20 protein-coding genes and 2 pseudogenes are annotated in these 24,867 nt (G+C 63.0%); 14 read left to right on the top strand and 8 right to left on the bottom strand.

Features of this window, described 5'->3' with window-relative positions; all coding sequences use genetic code 11:
- Positions 1-64: 64 nt before the first annotated feature.
- A complete protein-coding gene (locus ABIA42_RS10740; RefSeq protein WP_370113730.1) occupies positions 65-364 on the top strand; it encodes a hypothetical protein in 300 nt (99 codons plus the stop codon).
- Between the two features lie 14 nt (positions 365-378).
- Here ABIA42_RS10740 and ABIA42_RS10745 read toward each other — a convergent pair whose 3' ends face one another.
- Positions 379-1,221 carry a metallophosphoesterase gene (locus ABIA42_RS10745; RefSeq protein WP_370113728.1) on the bottom strand — a complete coding sequence of 281 codons (843 nt, stop codon included), beginning with the start codon at positions 1,219-1,221 and terminating at the stop codon, positions 379-381.
- A 69-nt stretch (positions 1,222-1,290) separates the two neighbouring features.
- Positions 1,291-1,387, bottom strand: a pseudogene (locus tag ABIA42_RS10750) (acriflavin resistance protein); the annotation flags it as partial.
- Positions 1,388-1,509: 122 nt separating this feature from the next.
- On the opposite strand from ABIA42_RS10750, the gene ABIA42_RS10755 reads away from it, so the two are divergent.
- Both ABIA42_RS10755 and ABIA42_RS10760 read left to right on the top strand, forming a co-directional pair.
- Complete coding sequence (locus ABIA42_RS10755) at positions 1,510-1,932, top strand: MAPEG family protein (RefSeq protein WP_271528995.1); 423 nt, start codon at positions 1,510-1,512, stop codon at positions 1,930-1,932.
- 132 nt (positions 1,933-2,064) lie between these two features.
- Positions 2,065-3,303 carry an RsmB/NOP family class I SAM-dependent RNA methyltransferase gene (locus ABIA42_RS10760; protein ID WP_370157135.1) on the top strand — a complete coding sequence of 413 codons (1,239 nt, stop codon included), beginning with the start codon at positions 2,065-2,067 and terminating at the stop codon, positions 3,301-3,303.
- A gap of 207 nt (positions 3,304-3,510) precedes the next feature.
- Here ABIA42_RS10760 and ABIA42_RS10765 read toward each other — a convergent pair whose 3' ends face one another.
- The 3 genes from ABIA42_RS10765 to ABIA42_RS10775 all read right to left on the bottom strand — a co-directional run bounded on the left by ABIA42_RS10765 (position 3,511) and on the right by ABIA42_RS10775 (position 5,644).
- Positions 3,511-3,720, bottom strand: a complete 210-nt coding sequence (locus tag ABIA42_RS10765; RefSeq protein ID WP_015686739.1) for a cold-shock protein — start codon at positions 3,718-3,720, stop codon at positions 3,511-3,513.
- A gap of 259 nt (positions 3,721-3,979) precedes the next feature.
- On the bottom strand, positions 3,980-4,312 hold the full coding sequence (locus ABIA42_RS10770) for a DHCW motif cupin fold protein (protein ID WP_194387789.1): 333 nt from the start codon (positions 4,310-4,312) through the stop codon (positions 3,980-3,982).
- Between the two features lie 69 nt (positions 4,313-4,381).
- A complete protein-coding gene (locus ABIA42_RS10775) occupies positions 4,382-5,644 on the bottom strand; it encodes an MFS transporter (protein WP_370113723.1) in 1,263 nt (420 codons plus the stop codon).
- A gap of 96 nt (positions 5,645-5,740) precedes the next feature.
- Between ABIA42_RS10775 and ABIA42_RS10780 the strand changes: the two genes are divergently transcribed.
- Positions 5,741-6,193 carry a helix-turn-helix domain-containing protein gene (locus ABIA42_RS10780; protein WP_271528993.1) on the top strand — a complete coding sequence of 151 codons (453 nt, stop codon included), beginning with the start codon at positions 5,741-5,743 and terminating at the stop codon, positions 6,191-6,193.
- An 18-nt stretch (positions 6,194-6,211) separates the two neighbouring features.
- Here ABIA42_RS10780 and ABIA42_RS10785 read toward each other — a convergent pair whose 3' ends face one another.
- Positions 6,212-6,583, bottom strand: a complete 372-nt coding sequence (locus ABIA42_RS10785) for a nuclear transport factor 2 family protein (RefSeq protein ID WP_271528992.1) — start codon at positions 6,581-6,583, stop codon at positions 6,212-6,214.
- A 147-nt stretch (positions 6,584-6,730) separates the two neighbouring features.
- On the opposite strand from ABIA42_RS10785, the gene guaA reads away from it, so the two are divergent.
- Positions 6,731-8,329, top strand: a complete 1,599-nt coding sequence (gene guaA / locus ABIA42_RS10790; RefSeq protein ID WP_370113721.1) for a glutamine-hydrolyzing GMP synthase — start codon at positions 6,731-6,733, stop codon at positions 8,327-8,329.
- Positions 8,330-8,547: 218 nt separating this feature from the next.
- Here the strand turns inward: guaA and ABIA42_RS10795 are convergent, their stop codons facing one another.
- The gene (locus ABIA42_RS10795) at positions 8,548-9,147 is read right to left on the bottom strand and encodes a poly-gamma-glutamate hydrolase family protein (protein ID WP_370113719.1); all 600 of its coding nucleotides are present in this window, start codon (positions 9,145-9,147) and stop codon (positions 8,548-8,550) included.
- Positions 9,148-9,897: 750 nt separating this feature from the next.
- Between ABIA42_RS10795 and ABIA42_RS10800 the strand changes: the two genes are divergently transcribed.
- The 7 genes from ABIA42_RS10800 to ABIA42_RS10830 all read left to right on the top strand — a co-directional run bounded on the left by ABIA42_RS10800 (position 9,898) and on the right by ABIA42_RS10830 (position 20,624).
- A complete protein-coding gene (locus ABIA42_RS10800; RefSeq protein ID WP_370113717.1) occupies positions 9,898-10,335 on the top strand; it encodes a BTAD domain-containing putative transcriptional regulator in 438 nt (145 codons plus the stop codon).
- Positions 10,336-10,583: 248 nt separating this feature from the next.
- The gene (locus ABIA42_RS10805; protein ID WP_370113715.1) at positions 10,584-13,046 is read left to right on the top strand and encodes a hypothetical protein; all 2,463 of its coding nucleotides are present in this window, start codon (positions 10,584-10,586) and stop codon (positions 13,044-13,046) included.
- Entirely contained in the window at positions 13,043-14,308 is a 1,266-nt protein-coding gene (locus ABIA42_RS10810) for a hypothetical protein (protein ID WP_370143767.1), read from the top strand. The genes ABIA42_RS10805 and ABIA42_RS10810 overlap by 4 nt, the downstream gene beginning before the upstream one ends.
- 20 nt (positions 14,309-14,328) lie before the next feature.
- Positions 14,329-14,997, top strand: coding sequence for a hypothetical protein (locus tag ABIA42_RS10815; RefSeq protein ID WP_370143768.1), 669 nt, complete (start codon positions 14,329-14,331; stop codon positions 14,995-14,997).
- Positions 14,994-16,121 (top strand): hypothetical protein, encoded by a 1,128-nt coding sequence (locus tag ABIA42_RS10820; RefSeq protein WP_370113711.1) that lies wholly within the window; start codon positions 14,994-14,996, stop codon positions 16,119-16,121. Before ABIA42_RS10815 ends, ABIA42_RS10820 begins: the two co-directional genes overlap by 4 nt.
- 40 nt (positions 16,122-16,161) lie before the next feature.
- On the top strand, positions 16,162-19,896 hold the full coding sequence (locus ABIA42_RS10825) for a DUF2272 domain-containing protein (RefSeq protein ID WP_370113709.1): 3,735 nt from the start codon (positions 16,162-16,164) through the stop codon (positions 19,894-19,896).
- Positions 19,897-20,312: 416 nt separating this feature from the next.
- Positions 20,313-20,624, top strand: a complete 312-nt coding sequence (locus ABIA42_RS10830) for a hypothetical protein (RefSeq protein WP_370124089.1) — start codon at positions 20,313-20,315, stop codon at positions 20,622-20,624.
- Positions 20,625-21,226: 602 nt separating this feature from the next.
- On the opposite strand, the gene ABIA42_RS10835 is transcribed toward ABIA42_RS10830, so the two are convergent.
- Positions 21,227-21,439: a hypothetical protein gene (locus ABIA42_RS10835; RefSeq protein ID WP_370113707.1), complete on the bottom strand. Its 213-nt coding sequence runs from the start codon at positions 21,437-21,439 to the stop codon at positions 21,227-21,229.
- 852 nt (positions 21,440-22,291) lie between these two features.
- On the opposite strand from ABIA42_RS10835, the pseudogene ABIA42_RS10840 reads away from it, so the two are divergent.
- Positions 22,292-22,478: pseudogene (locus ABIA42_RS10840) on the top strand (IS110 family transposase); the annotation flags it as partial.
- Between the two features lie 492 nt (positions 22,479-22,970).
- Positions 22,971-24,287 (top strand): group II intron reverse transcriptase/maturase, encoded by a 1,317-nt coding sequence (gene ltrA, locus ABIA42_RS10845; protein WP_370123544.1) that lies wholly within the window; start codon positions 22,971-22,973, stop codon positions 24,285-24,287.
- Positions 24,288-24,867 lie beyond the last annotated feature (580 nt).

Genomic DNA, 24,867 nt, shown 5'->3' on the forward strand with positions numbered 1-24,867 from the left:
GTGCGCCGGTTGATTGACGGGCCGACGAAGGCATTGAATCATCGCGGATATTTTAGGTGCTGCGATGTTAGAGATTGGTATTTTGTGCGTCATTGTGCTGGCCGCCGGCTATTGGGCGACCATGTTCGTCATGGGCCGCCGCGATGACGTCATCCATGGCAAGTTCGTCCACGCCGACGAAGAGGGGGATTTTGCGCAGGCCGCGATGCCGGTGCCGCCACCGCCATTCCCGAGGCGTCCGGTCAAGGTTGCGCAAACTACCGGGCAACCGCCTGCCAATGGTCCGGCGGCCAAGCCAGTGAACAGCGAGGCGCTGCAATCCTTGCTCGCCGCGATCCAGCAGGATCTCAAGAGCGTCGCCTGAGAACCAGTCGCGAGCTAATGCTCGCCGCCCATCTGGAGGAGCAACTCCTCGATGTCGACGTCCACCTGGCCCGCCGCGCGGACGTGACGAACCTCGAGACTGTCGGGCTGGAAGCGGTATTCGACGAGCCCGACTTCCTTGATCGCGATCCGGTCCTGGCGCTGATCGTTGATGACGAAACCGGCCGACGGCGCCCAGACGTGGCGGGTGCGGCGCCAGGTGAAGTCGCGGCGCTGGTGCACGTGACCGCTGGCGATGAGACGCAGGTCGACAGTCCCGAACATCTCGATCAGCCGCGCCCGCGCCGGCTGCGGCACATAGCGGATCGAGGTCTCCGGCGTCTCTGGGTCGTCGGGCAGGTTGAGAAACAGCGGCTTGTGCAGGAATAGCGCGACCGGCCTGCCGTTCGCGTGCGATAGCTCGGAGGCGAGCCAGTCGAACTGCTCGGCCTCGAAGCCAAGCCCTGAATTCATCACCAGCGAGTTGAGGCCGATGAAGCGCCAGCCCGCGGTGTCGAACGACCAATGGTCTTCGCCGATGATGTCGCAAAATTGCCGGCGGTGAGCCGGGCTGACCGGCGGCTTCGGCGCCGGCCCGATCGCGGTCGGATTGTCGCCGATGTCGTGATTGCCGGGCAGGTAGCGGCAGGCGACGGGCAGGGCGTCATGCAGGCCTTTCGCGAATTCGGCGTCGTCGCGGCTGGTCGGCCCGTCGAACGAGACGTCGCCGGTGTTGACGACGAGATCGGGCCTGTCGGCGTCGATGTGCTCGCTGATGCGGTGGAAGTTGGCGATCAGGCCGGGGAAGCGCCGGCCGAGATGGGTGTCGGAAATCTGGGTCAGGCGAAATTCGGGCATGCGATCATCCTACCCGTCGTCGCGCGTCGGCACGATGACGGCGCGGGCATCGATCGCAACGAACAAAGTTTAAAGCACGCGGTAGCGGATGGTGTAGCCGTCCGCGCGGCGCGACGGGGCCGGCGAGCGGCGAGGCGATGCGGTCGGCGAGATGCCAGGGGCCGAAATCGCTTTAGCTGTCGATGGTTGGCCGCAAAGCCGGGAACGCCGGTTCAAGTCGTTCATTGTCAGCGGCAAAAGTCGCGGCTAATGACGGTACGCGGCATTTCGCCTCTCGGGAAAGTTCCGATGTCCGTTCAAATGGTTTTGCTGCCGGTCTTCGTGCAGGTCGCTCTCACCTTCGCGCTCTTGATCGGGATGGTCGTCGCGCGCCGCAAGACCCTGGTCTCCGGCGAAACCAGGATTCGCGACATTGCGCTGGGCGAGCCGAACTGGCCGAAGGGCGCCACACAAATCGCCAATTGCTACCGCAACCAGTTCGAGCTGCCGGTGCTGTTCTACGTCCTGATCGCACTGGCATTGCCCTTGCGCCGCGCCGATCTCTTCATCGTGCTGATGTCCTGGGTGTTCGTCGTGGCGCGCTTTGCCCATGCCGGGATCTTCGTGTCCTCGAACGATCTGGGCCGGCGCTCCACCGTCTGGCTTGCCGGCGTGCTGGTGCTGCTGGCGATGTGGATGTACTTCGCGCTGAAGCTCTTGCTGCTGATCTGATCGCGCATGATCCGGAAAAGTGGATCCCGGTTTTCCGATGAGATCATGCGCTAAACTGAAAGATCTAAATGAACCCCCGCTGCCCGGCTGTCCGCAGCCATCGAACTGATCGACACCATCGAGAGGGACCGCGTGCCCGCGGCCAAGGCACTGAAGGAGTGGGGCACCGCGCACCGCTTCGCCGGCTCGGGCGACCGCGCCGCGATCGCCGGTCTCGTCTGGGACGTGCTGCGCCGCTACGCCTCGAGCGCGTTCCTGATGGATTCCGATACCGCGCGGGCCCGGCTGATCGGCATGCTCCGCCTCGAGCGCAATATGGACACGGCCACCATGGCCGCGCTGTTCGACGGCAGCCGGTTTGCGCCGGCGCCGCTGACCGAGGCCGAGCAGGCCGCGCTCGCCTCGCGCTCCCTCAAGGACGCGCCGGCCGCAGTCGCCGGCGACTATCCCGAATGGCTCGATCCGCATCTGGCAAAAGTGTTCGGTGAGGACCGCGCGGCGGAAGCCGCCGCGATGGCGAGCCGGGCGCCGCTCGATTTGCGCGTCAACACGCTAAAGTCCAATCGCGACAAGGTGCTGCGTGCACTTGCTCATCTTCATGCGAAACCGACGCCGTGGTCGGCAACGGGCGTGCGCATCGAGCTTTCGGCCGATGCGCGCAACCCGGGCATCCAGGCGGAAGAGGATTTCATCAAGGGCGCAATTGAAGTGCAGGATGAAGGATCGCAGCTGGCGGCCCAGCTTACCGCGGCAAAACCCGGCGAGCAGGTGATCGATCTCTGCGCCGGTGCCGGCGGCAAGACACTGGCGCTCGCGGCCATGATGCAGGGCAAGGGACGGCTGATCGCGACCGACAGCGACAAACGCCAGCTCGCCCCGATCCATGAGCGGCTGTCGCGCGCCGGCGTCCACAATGCCGACGTTCGCACGCCCAAGGGCGAGGCCGATCCGGTGGCAGACATTCGCGCCTCGGCCGACCTCGTCGTGATCGACGCCCCCTGCACGGGAACCGGCACCTGGCGCCGCAACCCCGATGCCAAATGGCGCATGCGCCCGGGCGCGCTGGAGATCCGCCTGCGCGACCAGGCCGAGGTGCTCGCGCGTGCGGTGCCGCTGGTGAAGCCAGGTGGCCGCATCGCCTACATCACCTGCTCGGTTCTGGCGGAGGAGAACGGCGAGCAGGTGAGGGCTTTCGTCGCGCGCCATCCCGAGTTCGGCGTGGTGCCGCCCGAGCAGACCGCGAGCGTGCTCTGGGACAGGGCGGAAGCTTTTGGCGAGGCCGCGCTCCGGTCGCCGGAAGGCTGGCTGATGACACCGCGACGGACCGGGACGGACGGGTTTTTCGTCTCGGTGCTGCGGAAGACGGCCTGATCAAGGCCGTCATTCCGGGGCGCGCGCAGCGCGAGCCCGGAATCCATTTGGCCGCAGAGAACGCTGTGTGATGGATTCCGGGCTCTCGCTTCGCGAGCCCCGGAATGACCGGGGCAAACAAAAGCCCCGCGGACCGGATCCCGGTCGCGGGGCTTTCTAACTCTGGCGTTCTGCCGGTACGTCCGTGGTCAGAACGATGCGCGGGCGTTAGCCGACGCGGAGATTGTCAGCCGAGGACTTGCCGCTGCGGCGGTCGGCGACGATGTCGAACGATACCTTCTGGCCCTCGTTGAGGGTCGAAAGGCCGGCGCGCTCGACCGCGCTGATGTGCACGAACACGTCCTTCTGGCCGTCGTCCGGCTGGATGAAACCATAACCCTTTTGGGTGTTGAACCACTTCACGGTGCCCATAGCCATGGGAATTTCCTTTGTTAGAGATGGTACGCACGCGGACCGGTACGCGTCGCTGCGCCCATGATCCTATTCAGTCGATTTTTGGAGAAGTCATCTGAAGCGTGCGCGCCCGTCTGTAACGAAGCGAAGCGGCCCAGTCGTTCGGCCAAGTATCGATGATCACAATATAGCGAGAATTTGGGGCTACTTCAAGGCACCACCCGTGGCTCGGGATGTCGCGCCTCTTTGCTATTTTGCGGTGCAAATGAACCGCCCGGGCGCATCAATCCACGATGAAGAGCGTGGCGCCGGTGGCCGTCGAGGACCGGTGCGCCGCGTCGCCGAAATCCGAGACCTGGTAGCTCATGCCTGCCGTCAGCTTGAATTTGCGCCCGTCGCGCAGCTCGGAGTCGAGCTCGCCCTTCAGCACGTAGAGCACGTGGCCGCGATCGCACCAATGATCGGCGAGATAGCCCGGCGAATATTCCACCATCCGCACCCGGAGATCGCCGATATTGAGCGTGCGCCACTTGGCCTCACCGCTCTCGCCGGGATGCGTGGTCGCCTCGATCCGGCTCCAGTCGGTGACGGTAAAGGGGGAGGTGGGGAGTTTCATGGGGGAAGGATCCTGCCTTGATGCGGTGCATCGCTTATTAGCCTATGCCGATCTCCGGGGTCGTGCACGTTACCTGGGCGGCGAGGGCGTCAGCGCACAGCCGGCCGCCTCTTGCATCCTGCTCGCATTGATGACCCAGACCAGCAGAGCGGCGGCGCTGATGCCGGAACCCAGCATGCAAACGCCGCTCCAGCCCATCATCGCGTACACCATGGTTGCCGCGATTCCGCCAGCCGCGCTGCCGATCGAGTAGAACACCATGTAGCCCCCGACCAGCCTGCTTGCTGCGTCGGGACGCGCGGCGACAATCAGGCTCTGGCTGGTCACATGCACGGCCTGCAGCCCGAGATCCAGCATGATCACGCCTGCGACGACGAACCAGAGCGAGACATGCAGGCAGGCGATCGCGCCCCAGGCGGCGAGCATCAGCATCAGCGACAGTCCGGTGGTGCGTTGGGCCCAGCCGAGGTCGGCGAGACGGCCGGCATTGCGCGCGCCGAGTGCTCCGGCGAAGCCGGCGACTCCGAGCAGTCCAATCGTCGTGTGCGACAGCACGAATGGGGGCGCCGAAAGCGGCAGTACGATCGAGGTCCAGAACACGTTGAGATCGGCAAAGATCAGGAACGCAAACAAGGCGCGCTCGCGCAGGATCGGCTCCTCGGCGAACAGCGCCGCCGTCGAGCGCAACAGCGACAGATACGAGGAGCCCGCCATTGCCGCGTGCGGACCGCGGGGCAGGACGCGCAACAACAGGACGGCCATGGCGAGCATGAGGCCGGCCGAAGCCAGGTAGACCGTGCGCCAGCCGCCGATATCGGCCAGCGCGCCCGAGGCGAAACGCGCGAGCAGGATTCCCCCGACGACGCCGCTGGTCACTGTCCCGATGGCGCGGCCCCGGCCGTCCGGCGTCGCGAGCGTTGCGGCAAAGGCGACGAGGATTTGCACGACGACGGCAAGCACGCCGACCAGCGTCAGTCCCGCGAGCAGGACCGCGGCGTGCGATGCGGTGCCGACGACCACGAGTCCGGTCGCTGAGAGGGCAATCTGGCCGGCGATCAGACGTCGGCGATCCCAGAGGTCGCCGAGCGGCACGATCAGGATCAGGCCGAACGCGTAGCCGATCTGCGTGAAGGTCACGACCATGCCGATCGCTGCGGGAGCGATGCCGAGGTCCTGGGCCATCGCGTCGAGCAGTGGCTGGGCGAAGTAGATGTTGGCGACGCTGAGGCCGCAAGCCAGCGCGAGCAGCAGCGCCATCGCGGAAGAAAGCCCGTGCCCGGCCGGCCCGGTACTAGTCTTCGGGTTGCCCCTGGTGAGGTCATGGCTCGTCATCCGTCATCTCCGGCACGGTCTATTTAGTCTCATCATAGGACCAGTTGCGCGCGGTGCTGTCTAGTCTTATTTTAGAACCAGATTGGAGGCGGGAGCATGAAGCGGACAGGTTTTTCCGAGGCCGACTGCCCGGTGGCGCGCGCGCTCGACGCAATCGGAGACTGGTGGTCGCTCCTGATCGTGCGCGATGCTTTCGACGGGCTGCGCCGGTTCGGCGATTTCCAGAAGAACCTCGGCATTGCCAAGGGCATGCTCAGCACGCGCCTGCGCAAGCTGGTCGAGCTCGACGTGCTCGAACTGGTCCCGGCTGCCGACGGCAGCGCGTATCAGGAATACGCGCTGACGAGGCGGGGACGCGACTTGTTTCCTGTCATCGTCGGTTTGCGCCAATGGGGCGAGGCGCATCTCTATGCGCGCGGCGAGGCGCATTCCGACCTGGTGGACCAGGCAGGCCAGCCGGTTGGGCAGCTGGTGCTGCCGTCGCGAACCGGCCGGCCGCTGACGTGGTCCGACACGAAGGTGCGAAAGGTCGGCGCGCGCAAGCGCTGATGGCGCGGCGCAGACGCATCAATGGGGCAGATGATTCGCCGAGCCCTGCACGATCAGCCCGGCCTCGTTCACCCGCAGGTATTCGCAGATCTTCTTCCCCCGCTCGTTCTCGTAGAACACCACGACGCTGTCCGGGCTGACGAACAGATCGATCAGCGAAAAGTGCAGCTCCGGCAGCAGCCCCAGCGCCTTGCCCCAATAGGCGCGCAAGCTATCCTTGCCGCGCACGGTCCCGCTGGCGTCGAACCCCATCGCGGGGATGCGGTCCGAGGTCATCACGGCCGCCTCGTCATAGAGCGCAAGCACGCGCTCGAGATCGCCAGTATTCCAGGCCTCGACCCAGGTCCGGCCGAGCGCGACGAGCGTTGATGGCTGATGGTGCTGTGACATGGCATTCTCCCTGATCGACCCTTTTCAGAGCGGGTCAATAATAGGTCAATATTACTGACCTATATCCGCTTGTCCATGCCCAAAGAAGCATGTGGGCGCGCAGCGTGCGCGGTTGCGGCCCGGGCCGCGCCAGCGTATCTGCTGGCCATGACAGCAGCACAGAACGACCGCTCCGCGTCGACGCCCTCGGTGGCCTCGGCGCACGACAAGATTCTCATCGTCGACTTCGGCAGCCAGGTGACGCAGCTGATCGCGCGTCGCGTGCGCGAGGACGGCGTCTATTGCGAGATAGTCCCGTTCAACAAGGCCGAAGAGGCCTTCAACGAGATGAAGCCGAAGGCAGTGATCCTCTCCGGCGGGCCAGAGTCGGTGCACGAGGCCGGCTCGCCCCGCGCGCCGCAATTGATCTTCGCCTCCGGCGTGCCCGTGATGGGCATCTGCTACGGCCAGATGACCATGGCCGCGCAGCTCGGCGGCGAGGTCGAGGGCGGCCATCACCGCGAATTCGGCCGCGCCGACGTCGAGGTCAAGGCCGACAGCAAGCTGTTCGAGGACGTCTGGTCATCAGGCAGCAAGAACCAGGTCTGGATGAGCCATGGCGACCGCATCACCAGGATGCCGCCGGGCTTCTCCGTCGCCGGCACCTCGCCGAACGCGCCTTTCGCGATCATCCAGGACGAGACGCGCAAATATTACGGACTGATGTTCCACCCCGAAGTGGTGCACACGCCCGACGGCGCGAAACTCATCCGTAACTTCGTGCGCAAGATCGCCGGCCTCACCGGCGACTGGACCATGCGCGCTTTCCGCGAGGAGGAGATCGCCAAGATCCGCGCGCAGGTCGGCAAGGGCAGGGTGATCTGCGGCCTGTCCGGCGGCGTCGATTCAGCGGTCGCGGCCGTGCTGATTCACGAGGCGATCGGCGACCAGCTCACCTGCGTCTTCGTCGATCACGGATTGATGCGCCTCAACGAGGCCGAGCAGGTCGTCGACCTGTTCCGCCACCACTACAACATCCCGCTCGTGCACGTGGACGCGTCCAAGCAATTTTTGGGCGAGCTCGAAGGCGTCACCGACCCCGAACAGAAGCGCAAGACTATCGGCCGCCTCTTCATCGAGGTGTTCGAGGCTGAAGCCAAGAAGATCGGCGGCGCCGACTTCCTCGCGCAGGGCACGCTCTATCCCGACGTGATCGAGAGCGTCTCCTTCACCGGCGGACCGTCCGTCACCATCAAGTCGCACCACAATGTCGGCGGCCTGCCTGAGCGCATGAACATGAAGCTCGTCGAGCCACTGCGCGAGCTGTTCAAGGACGAGGTGCGCAAGCTCGGCCGTGAACTGGGCCTTCCCGAAATCTTCGTCGGCCGTCACCCCTTCCCGGGCCCCGGCCTCGCCATCCGCTGCCCCGGCGAGATCACCAGGGACAAGCTCGACATCCTGCGCAAGGCGGATGCCGTCTACATCGACCAGATCAGGAAGCACGGCCTCTACGACGAGATCTGGCAGGCCTTCGCCGTGCTGCTCCCGGTCAAGACCGTCGGCGTCATGGGCGACGGCCGCACCTACGACTACGTCGTCGGCCTGCGCGCCGTAACGTCAACGGACGGCATGACCGCGGACTTCTACCAGTTCGACATGAAGTTCTTAGGGGAGACCGCCACGCGCATCATCAACGAGGTGAAGGGCGTGAACCGGGTGGTGTACGACGTGACCAGCAAGCCGCCCGGGACGATTGAGTGGGAATAGGGCACCCGGCGGCCATTGGCTAGATTGGCGTAGGTTGATCTGGCCTTTTGCACACTCCGCTTAACTCAGTGGAAGCGGATATCCAACAGATGGTTCGCCGGCGGGTTAGTGCAGCGTACCAGAGCGCGCTAAAAGGCGAGAACCGGACGTCTGCTAAGCCCGGGACCGAGCGTGCGCCGCCGCCGCTTGTGATACTTATGAATGGCTCAAGGGACGACCTATACGCGGCTCATCGACTTGCGCAAAGCCTCGACCAGGAGCCAAAACTGAGCATTTGTTGTGTTTTTCCGCCGTGATCTCGTGTTGATTTGGAACAGGCTTCTACGATAGCTCGTCCCCATCTCGAGCTGGGCGCAGCCACCAGTTCTTGTCTTGTTTGCAATGTTGTCTGGATGCCTGCCGTCAAGCATTGGGTTGGTGGTAATCTCAGCTGGAATTCCCGCAGCGTCCAGTTCTTCCAAAACGATATCCCGCAACTCATCATCCAGTCCGCCAAGCTGGATTTTTCCATTCGCTTGGGCATCCGTACAGCCGTGCAAGCTGATGCAACGTTGAGCGTTTTCAACGATCTTCGCAGCTATTGGCTCATCGTAGTGAGAAGCTGTCACATGCAGGTCGCCATTGCCGAATGGCAACAATCCTTCGAACAGCCAGAGGTCATGCAGTCCATAACCATCAACTGTCGTAACCAGCGTTGCTGGATGGTAGCCGGCTGTCGCAAGAGCTATCTCGCTTGTGCCGGTCTCAATGCCGCCTCCGTGGAGGGCCATGACCAGCTTTTGTGTTTCCGCGTTGTCTGTGACTTGTTCTTCGATCATTTGACGCCACTCATGGCGTAGCCATCGTTTTCCATATGTAATCCCTTCCACGTTGTTCCGATCATCATACAGGGCAGTCATGGAATCATATTTATCGAATCCTCGTGGCATATCTCCGATCTCCCATAGTTAGTTTGAGTGATCAAAGGCTAGTCGCTGCTATGACTCTTGATAGCGAATGGTGGACCTGCGGGGCACGGTAGTCGAAATTGACGCCTGCCGCCCTACAGGAAACGATCTTCGTGACGCTGAAGCAACGCAAAGAGACTTCGTGTGCACGGCATCGATCAGAAGCGCAAACAGCTGACGCCTCAGGCACGGGATTGTTCGCAAACTAAGATAGTGGAACTGCGACGTGCAGCTTGAGCCTTGCACAAACCGATGGTTAGGTTCAGGATGTTTGCAACAATGAAGGTGGCGATGAAGTACATCGCAGCCACGGACTAGCTGCTCTGACTACGAGCGATCTCCACTCTGCTGTGATCGAAACAGGGGAGGCGTGGAGGCATGGTCGATGCGAGGCGCAGAATCGCAATCGTCGGTCGTCTGGGGGTTTACCCGATGGTCCGGTTGTCACTCCCTGGACGGCGCATTCTGGCATACTTGGCGCTCCGGGGGCGGCCTCTGGCGCGGGGACTAGCGTCAGCCGAACTCTGGCCCGATGTGCCGGACGATATCGGGCGAGCCAACCTCCGCCGAGCGCTGTGGCACTTGCCGCGCGGTTGGGTTAGCGCCGTCGGGGACGAGCTTGTGCTCGAGGCGGAGAGCGATCTTGTGCACGCGCATCGCGTGGCGGCGAGCGCACTCCACGGCGAATCGTTGACCCTCGACGAGATCACGCTCCTCTCGAACGACATCTTGCCCGGGTGGCACGAAGAATGGGTCCTGCCGGCGCAAGAGGCATTCCGTTTGCTCCGGGTGCAAGCCCTGGAGGCGGCCTGTCGGACGATGGCGGTCTCCGGTAGCCATGCGCTTGCCACGCAAGCGGGAGCCGCCGCCATCGCAGCGGAGCCATTGCGCGAGTCGGCCGCTGAGGCGCTCATCAATGCGCACCTGGCGCAGCGCAACCGATACGAGGCGGCGCAATGCTTCCGGGCGTTGACCCGACGGCTCCACGATGAGCTCGGCGTCGCGCCGGATCCCTCTCTCAGCAAGCGACTCGCCGGCATCGGCTTGGTGGTTCGTTAGCCTTTTTGTCATCCTGAGCGAAGCGAAAGATCCGAAGCCAGTTGCGCGACGGAGTGCTTCGCTTTGCTCCTTTGCGTGTGACAGAAGAGTTGAGGAGTGGCCCTCAATCAGGACGCTGTCGGGACGCCAGGGCGACGATTGCGCAACGATGAGGGGGCATCATGGCCACGCGGAGGCGGCGCTGGCCGGTACGAGATCGGACGGCCTCTGTGGTGGACTGGGCGTGTTCCCTAGCCACGGAGTCGGGCATGCCGATCATCGAGGACTCGCGCGAACTCGAGTGGACAGTCCAGTCCGAGCAGAACAGTCCATTTGCCGAGGCGCCGCCCGCGGACACGCCGGCGCGGAGCGTCGGGTTCGCCCCCTGGAGCGAGACCACGACGCCGTTCGCCGAAGCGCCGGCCGGACTTGTCGCCGAGCGGGAACAGGACCGCATACTGGCCGAGGCCTTCGCCGAGCTGCGTGACGAAACCTTCGACGAGGCGGTGGCGTTCCTGGCGGAAGAGACGGAACAGGCTGTTGCGGATCGCTTCACGGGGGAGGCGCCTTCGTCCGCCCAGGAGCGCGAGCGCTATGCTGACGCACAGCTCGCGCCGATCCGCTTCGAGTCACTGCAGTACCTGGAAAGCCTGCAAAGCGGCCTCGCCGGCATGGATGTCGAAACGCTGAGCGAGGAGCAGCTCAGCGAGGTGCTCGATCGCTTCGACCCCGAGCTCGGCGAGCTTACGCCGGCAGGCGAGGAGTTCATCGGTAGCCTGGTGCGCAAGGCCAAGAGCGCCGTAAAGTTCGTGGCCAACGCCGCCAAGGGCGTGGGAAAGGTGGTTGGCAAGGTCGCCGGTGCCGCCCTCGGACCGATCCTTCAGAAGCTGCGCGGTCTGATCAACCCACTCCTGCGCCGCGTGCTGTCCTTCGCTATCGGCCGGCTTCCAGCGGCGCTGCAGCCCGCGGCGCGAACGCTCGCGGCGCGCTTCACCTCGGAAGTCGGCGAGGGAGAGGAGGAGAGCCTCGACGAGGCGCCGATGTCGCCCGCGAATCTCACCGATGTCGAAGCGCTGGCTGAGTCGTTCGATGCTGCGCTGGCTGAGGCGATAGTCGGCGACGCGACGAGCGAGGCGGATGGTGAGCTGGAGTCCTTCGAAACGCTTGACGGCGCGTATGACATGGAAGGCCGTGAACTCGAGAGGCTGGCCCTGGCGCGCGGCGAACTGATCGATCGGCTACGCACCGCGCAAGATGAAGACGATCTCGCTCCGGCCGTCGAGCAGTTCGTCCCGGCCCTGCTGGGCGCGCTGCGTCTCGGGATCAACCTGGTGGGTCGGCCGAAGGTTGTGGGCTTTCTGGCCCGCTATGTCGGGCAACTCATCCGCGGCTGGGTCGGACCGCAACTCTCCGAGCCTCTCTCGAACGCGATCGTCGACACGGGCCTGCGCCTGATCTCGCTCGAGGCCGAGTTGGGGGAGGCAGCTAGAGGGCGCGCCGACGAAGCGGGCCCTGTTGCTCTTGCCAGCGTGGTCGAGGATACGGTCCGCAGGCTCGCCGAGAACGAGGACTACATCTACGACAACGAGGACCTGATGCAGCTCGCGACCGCGGAGGCATTCAGCCAGGCGGTGGCGACCCACTTCCCGCCGCAATTCGTGCGGCCTGCGCTGCAGCAGGCGCCTTCGCTCGGTGGCACGTTTATCGCCCGCCGACCGCGCAGTGTGCGGACCTATCGAAAGTACAGCCGCATCCCGGAGATCGAGGTCACGTCGCAGATCGCCGACGCGCTTCCAACCTTTGGCGGATCGAATGTTGGCGCGGCACTGCGCGCCGCAGGCGCAACGTTTCCGATCCGGGCACGCATGCACATCTACCAGGCAGCCCCGGGGACGACGCTGCCGCGCATGATGCGCGTTGACCGCGCCACCGCCAGCGGCGGCCGCGGCTATGTCACGGCCTCGAACGTTCATCCCTTGACGCCTGGGGCGGCTGGATTGCTGCTGCGTGAGCCGCAGCTCGGCGTGGCGGTGCCCCCGGGCTACCTCCGCTCGCGCCATCGCATAGCGGTAGGGCAACGCTTTTACGTGCTTGAGCCGATCGGCGCGGCCGGCGCGCTCGCGCTCCCCGTCAGCGCCGCGTCGCGAGAGGTCGCTCAGCGGCTGGCGCCGAGCCGGGCTTGGACGGTAGTCAATCGGCTGCAGTCGCGGATTACCGTTGGCTTCTACCTATCTGAAGCCGAAGCCCAGAGAATCGCCGCTGCTATTCGGCAGGGCACTGGCGGCGCAGCGTTGCTGCAGGCGCTCATCGCGGCCTATCGTGCGATGGACAGCTCTACGAGTCCTCACGGGCACTTCCGGATTCTGGGTGAGGACGGTGAGGATCTCGAGGCGCTCGTGCTGCCACTCGGAAAACTGGCGGGACGCCTGCTGCCGCCATCTTCCGCTGCGTTTCTGCGCCGCCGGCTGCGCGCCTGGGTGCTGCCGGCGCTCGCGAATTGGGCGAAGACCAACGCAGAGGCTTTCGCTCGTGCCGCGGGCCATCCCGATGCCGGCGTCACCGTCCGGGTGCGGCTCACAGCCGTGCCGGGTCTAAACCTCCTGGGACAAGGGATGAAAGCCCTCCCGGGGGGCGGCGTTGCGGGCGCGCTAAGCACGCTGCGCGGCACACCCTCCATCAGCATCTCCGTGACGCCGGGTAGGGGCCGGGAAAAGCGTAAGGGCCAGCTATGACAGAGGTGGCGAACCTGGACCAACGCCTCGTGGCTGCAGATCTCGAGCGGCAGGTTGCCCATTGGCTGGCCGCTGCTCGCACCTTCCGCGATGCCGAGGAGTTCGCTTCGCTCGAGGCTTGGCGGGCGGTTGAGCGCGACGTCGGCGCGCCGCTACGTCGGCAGCTGAATGCAGTCGTCGAGGAATTGATAGCGCTCGGCGACGCGACGGCCAAGCTGATCGCTACGGCGCGATATGATGCTGCGGCACTGAGCCATGCCGCCGCCGCCGTCCAGCGCTTCCGCCGCCGCTACTTTCAGGTCGATGTCACTCTCGACTTCATTGGCGACGCCGTGAACACACGGACCAGCCCGGTCCTGCGTGCCGCTCTGACGACGCTCGATCGTCTCGCGGTCGCCAGCATGGTTCCGGTTCTGCAGAAGGCGAACAAACCCGTGCCGCGGGTCCTTGTCTACCAAGACAAGGGCACTGGCGCTTCGATCCTTCGCGCCGGCGTACGGCTCTGGGCGCCGGGTGCGGTGATGCCTTGTGCCGCAATCAAAATTGTCAGACATAATCTCTATCGTCCCACATCACTTTTCCACGAGACGGGCCACCAGGTCGCCCACCTGACCGGCTGGAATACTTCGCTCGGTGCCGCGCTGGCGCGAGCTCTCGGCCACGACGGAGAGCTGCGGACGATGTGGATGCCTTGGGCCAGTGAGATCGCGGCAGATGTCTATGCCTTCCTGCACTCAGGTTACGCCTCGGTCGCCGCACTCTACGACGTGGTTGGCGATGCCGGGACGATACTGCACTGGCCGATCGGCGATCCCCATCCTGTCGGATGGCTGCGCACGGCACTGGGCTGCGCCTTCGCGCGGCGCTGTTTCGGCGAAGAAGGACCGTGGGTCTCGCTTCAGCGCTCCATGGAAACGCGCTTTCCGATTTCGGCAGCCGATCCCGCCCTGCAGCCACTGCTAGTACGTTCGATGGACGCGATGCCGCGCATCGCTGAAGCCTGTCTCTCGGCGGGAGTTCCCGCTTTCAACGGTCGCCCAATGACTGACGTGCTCGAGCCGGCGCGCGTGTCCCCGGCCGCGCTCTCGGAACTCGAACGCACCGCGGGCGCGGCACTCTGGACCTCTCCGCATTGGCGACAGACCGAGGGCATCCGGATAGTTGCGCTGGCCGGTCTGCGCGAAGCCGAACGTCCCGAGACGGCATCGGTATGGATCAGCCGGGCTCGTGCATGGCTAACGAGCGAAGCACGAGCTGCATAACGGAAGGGAAAGGAAGGCCAATGGCGAGCACGAAAATCGACGAACTTCAGGACCGGATCGACAGGCTCACGACGATTGTCGAGAAGCCTCAGGAGGGGCTCGAAAAGCTCACGACGATGGTCGAGGAGCTTCAGGAACGGGTAGACAAGCTCACGATGATTGTCGAGGAGCCTCAGGAGGGGCTCGCAAAGCTCGGGGCGATTGTCGAGGAGCTTCAGGGGCGGGTAGACAAGCTCACGATGATTGTCGAGGAGCCTCAGGAGGGGCTCGCAAAGCTCGGGGCGATTGTCGAGGAGCTTCAGGGGCGGGTAGGCAGTCTCACAACGATTGTCGAGCAGCTCGCCCTAGTGAGCAACATCGACAATACTTTATCAAACGGGTTGGCTTCGATCTCCGATCAACTCCGTCCGCTGGGAGAACTCGAGGGACTGCGGGATTTGACTACGCCGCGAACGCGCGTGGAACGTGAGCCGGCTGAAGGATTGGAGAATCTGCGAGAAGCACTAGAGCGGCCTAGGTGGACCGATGCAGGTTCATTGTCGAATAGGGAGGAGCCCGTTCGATTCATTGGGGGAAATTACGTTCCTTCGCCCCGACCAGCTATTCAAGGGCCTGGGTACAGGGCTGCGCCCTTTTTTGAGTCGGTGATGAACTTTGGTCCTACTCGATCACGGAGCGATGCCTCATGATTCAGCAACTCGTCCAACGGATCTTCCTTGCCGGCGCCGCGCCCACCCAACAGGCCGCTGCAGCAATTGTCCTCGATTCGGACCCGCTTGATCTGGTGCTTCACATGGAGCAGGTCTGGGATGCCTTCGACCCATGGGCGCCGAATGGCCTACCAGCCGGGCCTGCTCGCAGGTCACTCTGGGGGATCGGCGCCTTTAGCCCGTTTGCCCCGCCCGCTGGCGTCCCCGCGTTTGATCACCTCGGCTACAGCTGGGCACTCGAGCAGACTAGAGCGGTCCAAATCCTACGTCGAGTGGTCCGTGAATTCCGCTCGGGTGAGGGTCTCGGGATTCCGTCCGTCGCCACTCAGCGATGGCTCGATGCCACAGAGACGCTACTCTTCGGTGCGGCGAATCCGATTTCGGCATGGCTCTCTACGAGCGCCATCCGACAGGACTCGGAAGCCGTCCGTCGAAACGCCTATTGGCGACTCTTCGGTCTACCCCTGTCATTCGGCACCGACGACAATCGGCCGCTCGCCTACGACAAGGCGAGCGCCGCCAACACAAGCTTCGTAAGTTTGTTCGAGGAGTTACTGTTCGAACTCTGGCAGGCGATAATAAACGTGCGAAATAGGTCGGGCGTCAACGCCTCCGATGAGGACAGGATCTTCCGCATTGCTGAAGAACTTCGGTTCGTGCTTCGATCTCGACGACAGTTACAGATGCTGGGCCGCGAAGAGCTGGCCGCGGCGACGGCTCTCGGTTGGGTCGAGCTCACACTCAGTGCGGATACGCCAGTCGTCATCGACCTCCGGGCGCAGGCGACAAGTGCGGCCGATCGCTTGCGGCTCATCGGCGAGCGGGTCGGCTTGGCTGCGCATGGCAAGTCTGCGGCGTTCTTCTCGATGTGTTCCGACCTGTCAATTTTCCTGCGCACCATCGAATCAGGTGTCGTATCGGCCCCGAACCTAGCTTGGGTTCTGTACCTGGAGCCGGCGGCTGCGCCACCGCCACCGCCCACGCCGGTCGGAGTCGAGTGCCGACGCCTTATCACCGAGTGGGCGGCAGCAACCGGCAAGGATCTCAAGGCGCGTGGCAAGCCCATCGAAGTGAGCAGACCTCGGCTTGTCACCGCTAGATGACGGATCGCAACGGCAGCCGAAAGGTGACGCGATGCCTGGCATGGAAGCCTCACGGAGTGCGCTCGACGAACTCGGACTGGAGGTCCCGTTTGCGGAGAGTCTTGGGGCCGCGGAAGACCTCGACGCAGGACCTTCGCTGAGCGAGCTCTGTGAGACGCCGTTCGCGGACGCCGCCTTGAAATCCTCGGGCACCTGGTCGGAAACTTCGGCTGAGGAGTTGGTCACGTTCGAGAGCGAGGGCTTCTCCTCGGGCCTCGTGTTGCAGACAACGACAGGCGCGACCGGTCGCGATGAGGAGCACTGGGATCCGAACTACGTCGGCCTGCCGCTACTCGCGACCGGCCCTTCCGTTCAAGGCCAGCGCCTGTCGCAGCATTTCACGGTAAGGGCGCTGGTCTCCAGCGGCGGCGATGCCTCTCCCGTCGCCCGCATCTCGTCCGCACTTGTGAGCGTGCTGGAGGCGATCCGCGAGCGGGTGGGGAAGGCGGTACAAATCACCTCAGGCTACCGCTCATGGGCTCGTAATAAGCAAGTGTACGCTCGACGCAAGCAGAAACCCACGAACAGCCGCCACTGCTCGGGGCAGGCCGCCGACATCAAGGTCGCCGGAATGACCGGCACCGAACTCGCCAAGCTCGCGATCGATGCGGCCGGCACGGACCTCGCTCTCGGTATCGGCGCGGACTACATTCATGTCGATGTCCGCGGAACGTGGGTGCTCTGGACCTACTTTCCCAAGGGTAGCCCCGCCGACAAAGTCGCGAGAGAGGCGGTCGAGGGGCATCGCACGCGCGTGCTCCGCAGCCGCGCGCCGATACCCGTGCCGGCGTCAAGGCAGCCCACCCCAACGGCGTCAAAACCTGCGCCGCCGCGGTCCGGCCCGGCCGCCGCCAACCGGCTCGTGGTTCCGGGTCATCCGCTCCTGCGCAGTCACCGCGGCACGGCTCCCGACCTGATCCTGCGCTGGAATCGTATCGAGCGGTCGGGCAACGTCGATGTTGTTGTCCACTTCCATGGCTTCGCCGGGCAAGGCGAGGCGATGCGCATCAATATCGACAAGGAGCCCATCAGCGGCCTCAACTTCACAGATCCGGCAACTCCCGGTGTACCGGGTCGCGATCGACCGACCCTTGGCATCCTGCCGCGCGGTCACTACCACGGCGGGACTCGTGGGGATGTGTACCATTTTCCAGCTCTGACACGACCGGGGGCGCTCCAGGCGCTGGTGCAGGACTCATTGGCGCGGCTCAGTCGGAAGACCGGATACACGCTCACTCAGGGACGGCTCATCCTGACCTGCCATTCCGGCGGAGGCGCTCCGGTGTCGGCAATTCTTGCTCACACCGACCCTGACGAGGTCCACATCTTCGACGGCACCTACGGCCCGGGAGCGAACATCGTGCGGTGGGCAGAGAAGCGCATTGCCCGCGAGCTAGCCGCGCCGGGTGCCTTGCCGCCGGCCATGCGCATCCTCTACAGGCCAGGCACGGAGAAGCATCCGGGTACGCAGCCGCACGCGGAGGCCATCGCGCGCAGCCTGTGCCGCCCGCTCGGAGCGGCGGTCGCGTTGCGGCTGCGCCCATTCTTCCGGGCCGATCGCACGCTGGTGGACCACAACTCGATCCCCCGCCGGTTCGGCAGGCTGCTGCTCGCGAACCCGGCGGCCGACCTTCCTGGCGTAACGACCTACGCCTGTACGGGTGGTGCTTCGGGCGAAGCTGGCGAAGAGCAGGAGGCATCCGCCTTCTCGGAGAGCGCCGCCGGGGAGGCGATTGGCATCAACCAGCCGCAGGTCTACGAGGCAAACGAGGCGCTCGCCTGGCTCGATGTAGAGGCGCCGTATATGGAGGAGGAAGAATTCGAACCGTCGATGACCGAGGCCGCAGGTTTGGGGCCGGAAGCCCTGGAATCGGAGCAGCTCGAGTCCGAGACGGGCGAGGGGCCTGACGGCGAAGAGCTGGACTCGTTCGAAGAGATCGAGATGTTCGACGAGGGGGAGGGCTTCGAGGAAGGGGAGGGCTTCGGCCAGGCGACCAGTGCGGAACGGCTTGAGGAAGGAGAGGAAGAGGAAGAAGAAGAGGACGAGCGGTTCGGCGAATTCGGCGACGAACGCGACACCGAGTGGGAAATCGATGAGTCCGAGGGTGAGGACTTCTATGCCGATGCACTGGTCGAACCGACCGCCTTCGAGACTGATCTCGAGGGGGAAATCAGCCTGGCAGCGAGCGGCCTTACGCCGGCCGAGCGGAAGGCCATCGAGATCACCAGCACTTTCGAAACAGGAAAGCGCGGCGGCTTTTTCGGCCTGAGCGGGAACTTCGACGGACAAGGCCTGTCGTTCGGGCTGGTTAACTGGACGATCGGGACTGGAAGCCTGCAACCCTTGCTGCGCGACTTCGCCGCCGAGAACCCCGAGCGATGGAATGCGGTATTTGGGCCGGATAGCGATCGCTTTCGTCAGCTCATCTCGCGACAGGGCAAAGCTGCCGTCAAGGAGCAGCACAGCTTCGCCATCAAGGAGATGAACTCCTGCTCGATCAGGAAGGGCAAGCCCGTTTGGGCAATTCGCGAGCCCTGGTTTGGCTACTTCAAGCGACTTTCCGAGGATCCGACGTTTCAGAAAATTCAGCTCCGCTACGTCGGCAAGCTCCTGTCGCGGGCAGACCACTTTTGCCGAGAGTACAAGCTCCGGAGCGAACAGGCCTTCACCTTCCTGTTCGATGCGGTGTCAAGCCACGGCCAGTGGTGGCCAAACAAGAAGAACAGGCACAGGCTGGTAGAACAGCGCCTGAAAGCACTCGCCGCTCGGTATGGCGAAGGCAAAATCCCGGAACGCGAGACCCTGCTCGCGATGGCCGACGTGCTAGGCACCACGTCTGCCCAGCGTTGGGCGCAGAAGGTCCGGATACGCAAGCGCTGGTTCGTGACAGGCGAACACCCGCGTGCGGGCGAACTTGCGGATCTGAGACCACGTCCGGACGTTCCCTATTCGGTGTCAGCGCCGTCCGCGCCACGGCCACCTGCGGGGGTGCCCTCAGTGCCAGTACAAAGCGCTCGGCCGTCACCTTCGCCGTCGACCGCGGCGCTGTGCAATGCGATTGTGCGAATCGCCGAGCAGGAATATCGACGCTGGCATCCGGCGAGCGGCAATTTGCGCGAAACCGACGGTGCCGCGGTGCCGATCCTCCAGCGATATTATCGCGAAGCGCTAAACAGGAACATCAGCGCCGCCGACCTCCAGAGTGCCACTTGGCAGCAGGCGCATCCGTGGAGCGCCGTGTTCATCTCCTGGGTGATGCGCACGGCCGGCGCCGGCACCGGCTTTGCCTACTCGGCGGCGCACCAGAACTACATCCGCGCGGCGCGGCACAACCGGCTGAATCGCGTGATGAGCAGTTCGTTTTGGGCTTATCGCGCGACCGAGGTAGTCCCGCAGGTCGGAGACCTCGTCTGCGCCTCGCGCTCCAACAGCGGCGCGACCTACGACAACATTGCCGATCCACAGAATCGGCCGACCCATTGCGACATCGTCACCGAGGTCCGTCCAGGTTCGCTCAGGGTTATCGGCGGCAATGTCAGCCAGAGCGTCGACGCCAAGACGATCCGCACGCAGCCGGATGGCCGCCTCGCGCTCGACCGCGCCCAAGCCCGACTTTTCGCGGTCCTGAGCTGTCGCGGCGCGCTGGCCGGCCAGGCACCGCACCTCGGAGCAGTGCAGACGCTGCATTTTCAAGAGGGATCGCTGGCTGACTCGAGTCAGCCCATGAGACAGTGAAACACCGATTTTAAGTCGTCTTCAATTTGAGTCCGGGAGCAATGGTTGCAGCCGACATGTCGGCAGACGCCCCAGTACAAAAGGCGACCGGGCCGCATCCGAAAGCGGGTTCGAGGATTCATCTCCTTTACAGGAGGCTGAAACGGGCAAACCTGTGAGCGGAAATTTTCTCACAAAATGGGTGAGTCCCGGGGGGGACCGACCTGAAGCCGAACCGGTTCACGGGAAAACGAATTCACCGGATTTTTTTGTGAGCAGAGGGTCGAAGAGACTGACGTTTGTCACAAGCGCGGGCTCAGGGACTTTCTACTAGCGGCCCATCACGGTGATTGTTCCAGGGGCACCTCTGCCCGTCCCGTTGTTGTATGCTTAGGCGTAAGCTTCATGAGTTCGTATGAAGATGGGAGAAAGCCGCCATGGATGAGAAATTGGTCGCGGCCTGTCAGATGTTTCTGGTTCCTGCAACCATCCTCTTTGGAGCGCTGGGCGTGGCCACAACAGAAGCATTGAAGAGCCTGCTTTGCTTGATAGGAGCAGTAGTCAGCGCAGCCTGGTTGTATCGACTGTATCGGTGGCCGGGATTATCTGACGCGGACTATTACACGGCCTTTGCGCTCGCCTACATTTTCTTTGCCGCTGCCATTGTCGCAAGCGTTGTTCATTTTCGACTGTGGCACAAGGAGTGGAAGGACAGAGGCTTAACCGGTTTTGTCGAGACATTGCGGTGAAAAAACTCAACGCTTCAATCGAGGTGCTACCCGCGATCCACATCGACCCGGTCCCGTCCTGCTCAACAGGGCGTCGTTGTCGAGGACAGCCAGCGAAGCTGTACGAGTGGCGGGCGCCACATGCATTGCTTCGAGCTGGTTGCCGACTGTGTCGACCGGGTCGAAATCGTGAATCCCTTGATTTTTCTCAGGAGTGACATCAGCAGGGCCGACACCGACAGAGAAACTCACACCTGGAAAGGGCGAAGGACTCGCGTTACCCAAGCGAAGTCAGCATGCCACCTCCACGCACATGGCAGTATTCTGGCGCACTAAAGCGCGTCGAACAGCCAAATATCGTGAGCGCGGGGAGCCCGGATGAACTAGTCGGTGATCGCTGATCAAGGCGGTATGGCTTGTGAAGCATAATGCTGCCTGAAACCGGGCGCGGGCTCGCGCCCGTGCTCTACAGCGAGCACCATGATGATGACGGCCAGGCGATGTTCAATGAGGACAGAGGCTCCCCTTTGCCGACCCCAGACGCGCTATAGAGTGAGGATGTGGAATATATGGCGAGGATTATCGCCATGCCCCGGAGGATGATGCCGATGAAAACCGGCCCATCACTTCTCCTTCCGAGCGCCCTTGAACTTCTTCGCGCTCTTTTTGACGGCCATGAACTGCCCGCCCTTCTTGTTGCGCTTGGTTGAGGTCTTCGTCAGCGGATTCTTGAGTTGCGTCCGCTTCTTCACAGCGCCCTTACGCGCGTGGTCGCCGGTGGGTTTATTGACCCCCATTGTGTCCTCCAAAGACGTTAAAGCGATGAACCGAGCCATCTACGGTCTCGACGCGCGCCAATCAGCGTGGTTCTAACCGTAGAAGTGGTCCGCTCCGTTGCAGATCAACAGGGTTGACAAGACACCCCTTCCGCCGACAGCCCTCCTAACGAGAGCCAAGATCTTCAGTTTCTCGACAATTCTGACACTCAGCGAATATTCTAGAGTTACGTTGCAAATCACGGTTTGCGGTCCTCAGCCGAAAACTTGAAGGTAGCCCACACCAACTGGTCGCGTTCCGATCGCGCTACCGCGACGGCACGCGAGGGCCATCGAACGACGGGACCAGCGCGCTCGTGATCTCTGACGGTATTTGAACATATGCCCAACTAGGGTGGTACGGCAGTCTTGACCACGCAGGCAGCGTTGTTCAGTCGATTGACTCCGATAGGTGGGGTAATCGCCGAGAGCGCGAACGACTCGAATTATTCTGTGAATTCAAGACCATAAAATCGCGGCGGGTATACCGTCGGCATTTGTCCGTCAGACTTGAAGATTTGTGTTGGCAGATCAACGACAAAACGTTGTTCGAAATGATAGAGTGGGGAGTAGTGCGGCCGGTCGGCATCGCGCAGTTTAGCGCAGTTTGGTCGAATTGTTCTCGCTTCTTTCGCGTTGAGAATTCTGTCCAAAGCATGAGCTTGGCTTACCCCAGCAGAGGTCCGAAATCCAATGCGTCTTCACCGATGGAGTACCGCAGCGCGCTCGATCGTACAGAAGGGGCGGGCGCTTAAGACTTGGTTAGGAGCACCGACAGGTTCTGGCGCAAAGCCGACCTGTGCGAGAGATTTACGGTTTGCCCTTGGGTACCTCACATGGCTGGAGGCATAGGCGCTAAAGGCCGGAAACCCTTTGATCGTTGCGACTGAGGCGTTGAGTACGATCGAGGATCGGCGCTGCCACGTCCTCGCGTTTTTCCAGAAGCTAACGCCGTGCCTGGTGGGATCGAGGCTTTGCATCATCGCACCATTAGTGCAGCGAGCTGCAGGCGTTAGGACATGCGGTGCGATTGATGCCTCCGGCCTATGTGAAGCCTTACGGTGCGCCCCGACGGCGCGTATTACCAGTGGAGGAAGGATCCACCCAGAGAGTTGTCGATTGATCTGGTAGCTGACGAGCGGTTTGGACGAGCAATCGGACGGATCGAAGCCTCGTGACAAAGGTCGCTTTAGGCGGCCGAGCAATCCAGCGGGCCGTAACGTGAGTGAAGCCTGAGCACGCCTCGAAAGTTACGATGTGAATGCCGACCCGATCGTATGGCGGGGAAGGCCGTGCGGACAGGGAAGCAATCGACGCACGCACCTGTCTGGTTCACCGGGGTAATGGGCACGGCACGTTGGAAAGGTAGTACGGGTAATCGGGGGAGACCCGTCTTGGTCGAAGGTCGCGCCTTCAGCATTGAGTAGTCGATGGACCGGACGGGAGTCGGACAGGGTCAAAGGTACCGATGAAACCGGGTAATTCCGGCGGAGGAAAGGACCCTGACTTCAGGTGCGCTTTTGAAGATGGCGAGGGAAAGGGTAGATTGGCGATGAGCCTTGAAACGCCCGATAAGATCAGGAGCCTTCAGAGAAAGCTTTATTGTAAGGCGAAGGCGGAGCCTGCCTTCCGCTTCTACGTGCTGTACGACAAGATCTGCCGCGAGGACATTCTGAGCCATGCCTACAAGCTGGCCCGCGCCAACGCGGGTGCGCCGGGAGTGGACGGAATAACTTTCGAACAGATCGACGCGTCGGGACTCGAAGCATGGTTGGCTGGCCTGCGCGATGAACTCGTCACGAAGACCTATCGGCCCGATCCGGTGCGGCGGGTGATGATCCCGAAGCCCGGCGGCGGCGAACGTCCGCTCGGTATCCCAACAATCCGGGACCGGGTCGTCCAAGCTGCTGCAAAGATCGTGCTGGAACCGATCTTCGAGGCGGATTTTGAGGACGGAGCTTATGGATATCGCCCGCGCCGCAACGCGGTCGATGCCGTCAAGGAAGTGCACCGGCTTATGTGCCGGGGCTACACAGATGTTGTTGACGCCGATTTGTCGAAATACTTCGACACGATACCGCACTCGGACCTCCTCAAATCGGTGGCCCGACGCATCGTCGACCGGAATGTGCTGCGGCTGATTAAGTTATGGCTGCGAGTACCGGTCGAGGAGCGGGATAGCAACGGGAAACGGCGCATGAGCGGCGGTAAGAGCAACAAGTGTGGCACGCCACAGGGGGGTGTCATCAGTCCGCTGCTCTCCGTCATCTACATGAACCGGTTCCTGAAGCATTGGCGTCTCAGCGGTCGGTGTGAAGCATTCCATGGCCAGATTATCTCCTATGCCGACGACTTCGTCATTCTCAGCCGCGGCCACGCGGAAGACGCATTGACGTGGACGAAAGCGGTGATGACCAAGCTTGGGCTGACACTCAACGAGACTAAAACCTCGGTGAAGAATGCCCGATTGGAAAGCTTTGACTTCCTTGGGTACACGCTCGGACCCCGCCACTTCCGCAATGGGGGGCGGTGGTATCTTGGCGCGGCTCCGTCGAAGAAAAGCGTGCTGCGGATCAAGAGGAAGGTCAGCGAACTGCTGACGCCGGGCAACAAGGGCGCTTGGCTCGAAGTACAAGCACGACTGAACCGCCTTCTGCGCGGCTGGTCCGCTTACTTCAGCTATGGCTCGCTTGCTACGGCTCATCAGGCCGTTGATCGACACGTCTTTGACCGCGTGCTCGCCTTTCTGCGCAGACGACATAAGACGCCAGGACGTGGCGTCAGACGGTTCTCTGATCAGATCTATGGGAACCCTGGCGTACTTGTGCTGAACCGCGTGCGCAAAGTGTCGCCGACGTGCGCCTTGTGACGAAACCTGTCGGAAAGCCGGATGCGGGAAAACCGCACGTCCGGTTTGATGAGCGGGGAGAGGAAACGGAACGCGCAACAAGCGCATCACCGCGCCTCTCCTCGACTCTACGTGCGCCCCGACGGCGCGTATTACCAGTGGAGGAAGGATCCACCCAGAGAGTTGTCGATTGATCTGGTAGCTGACGAGCGGTTTGGACGAGCAATCGGACGGATCGAAGCCTCGTGACAAAGGTCGCTTTAGGCGGCCGAGCAATCCAGCGGGCCGTAACGTGAGTGAAGCCTGAGCACGCCTCGAAAGTTACGATGTGAATGCCGACCCGATCGTATGGCGGGGAAGGCCGTGCGGACAGGGAAGCAATCGACGCACGCACCTGTCTGGTTCACCGGGGTAATGGGCACGGCACGTTGGAAAGGTAGTACGGGTAATCGGGGGAGACCCGTCTTGGTCGAAGGTCGCGCCTTCAGCATTGAGTAGTCGATGGACCGGACGGGAGTCGGACAGGGTCAAAGGTACCGATGAAACCGGGTAATTCCGGCGGAGGAAAGGACCCTGACTTCAGGTGCGCTTTTGAAGATGG

The organism is Bradyrhizobium sp. USDA 327 (genome assembly GCF_041262065.1).
In the GTDB taxonomy this organism is placed as follows: domain Bacteria; phylum Pseudomonadota; class Alphaproteobacteria; order Rhizobiales; family Xanthobacteraceae; genus Bradyrhizobium; species Bradyrhizobium liaoningense.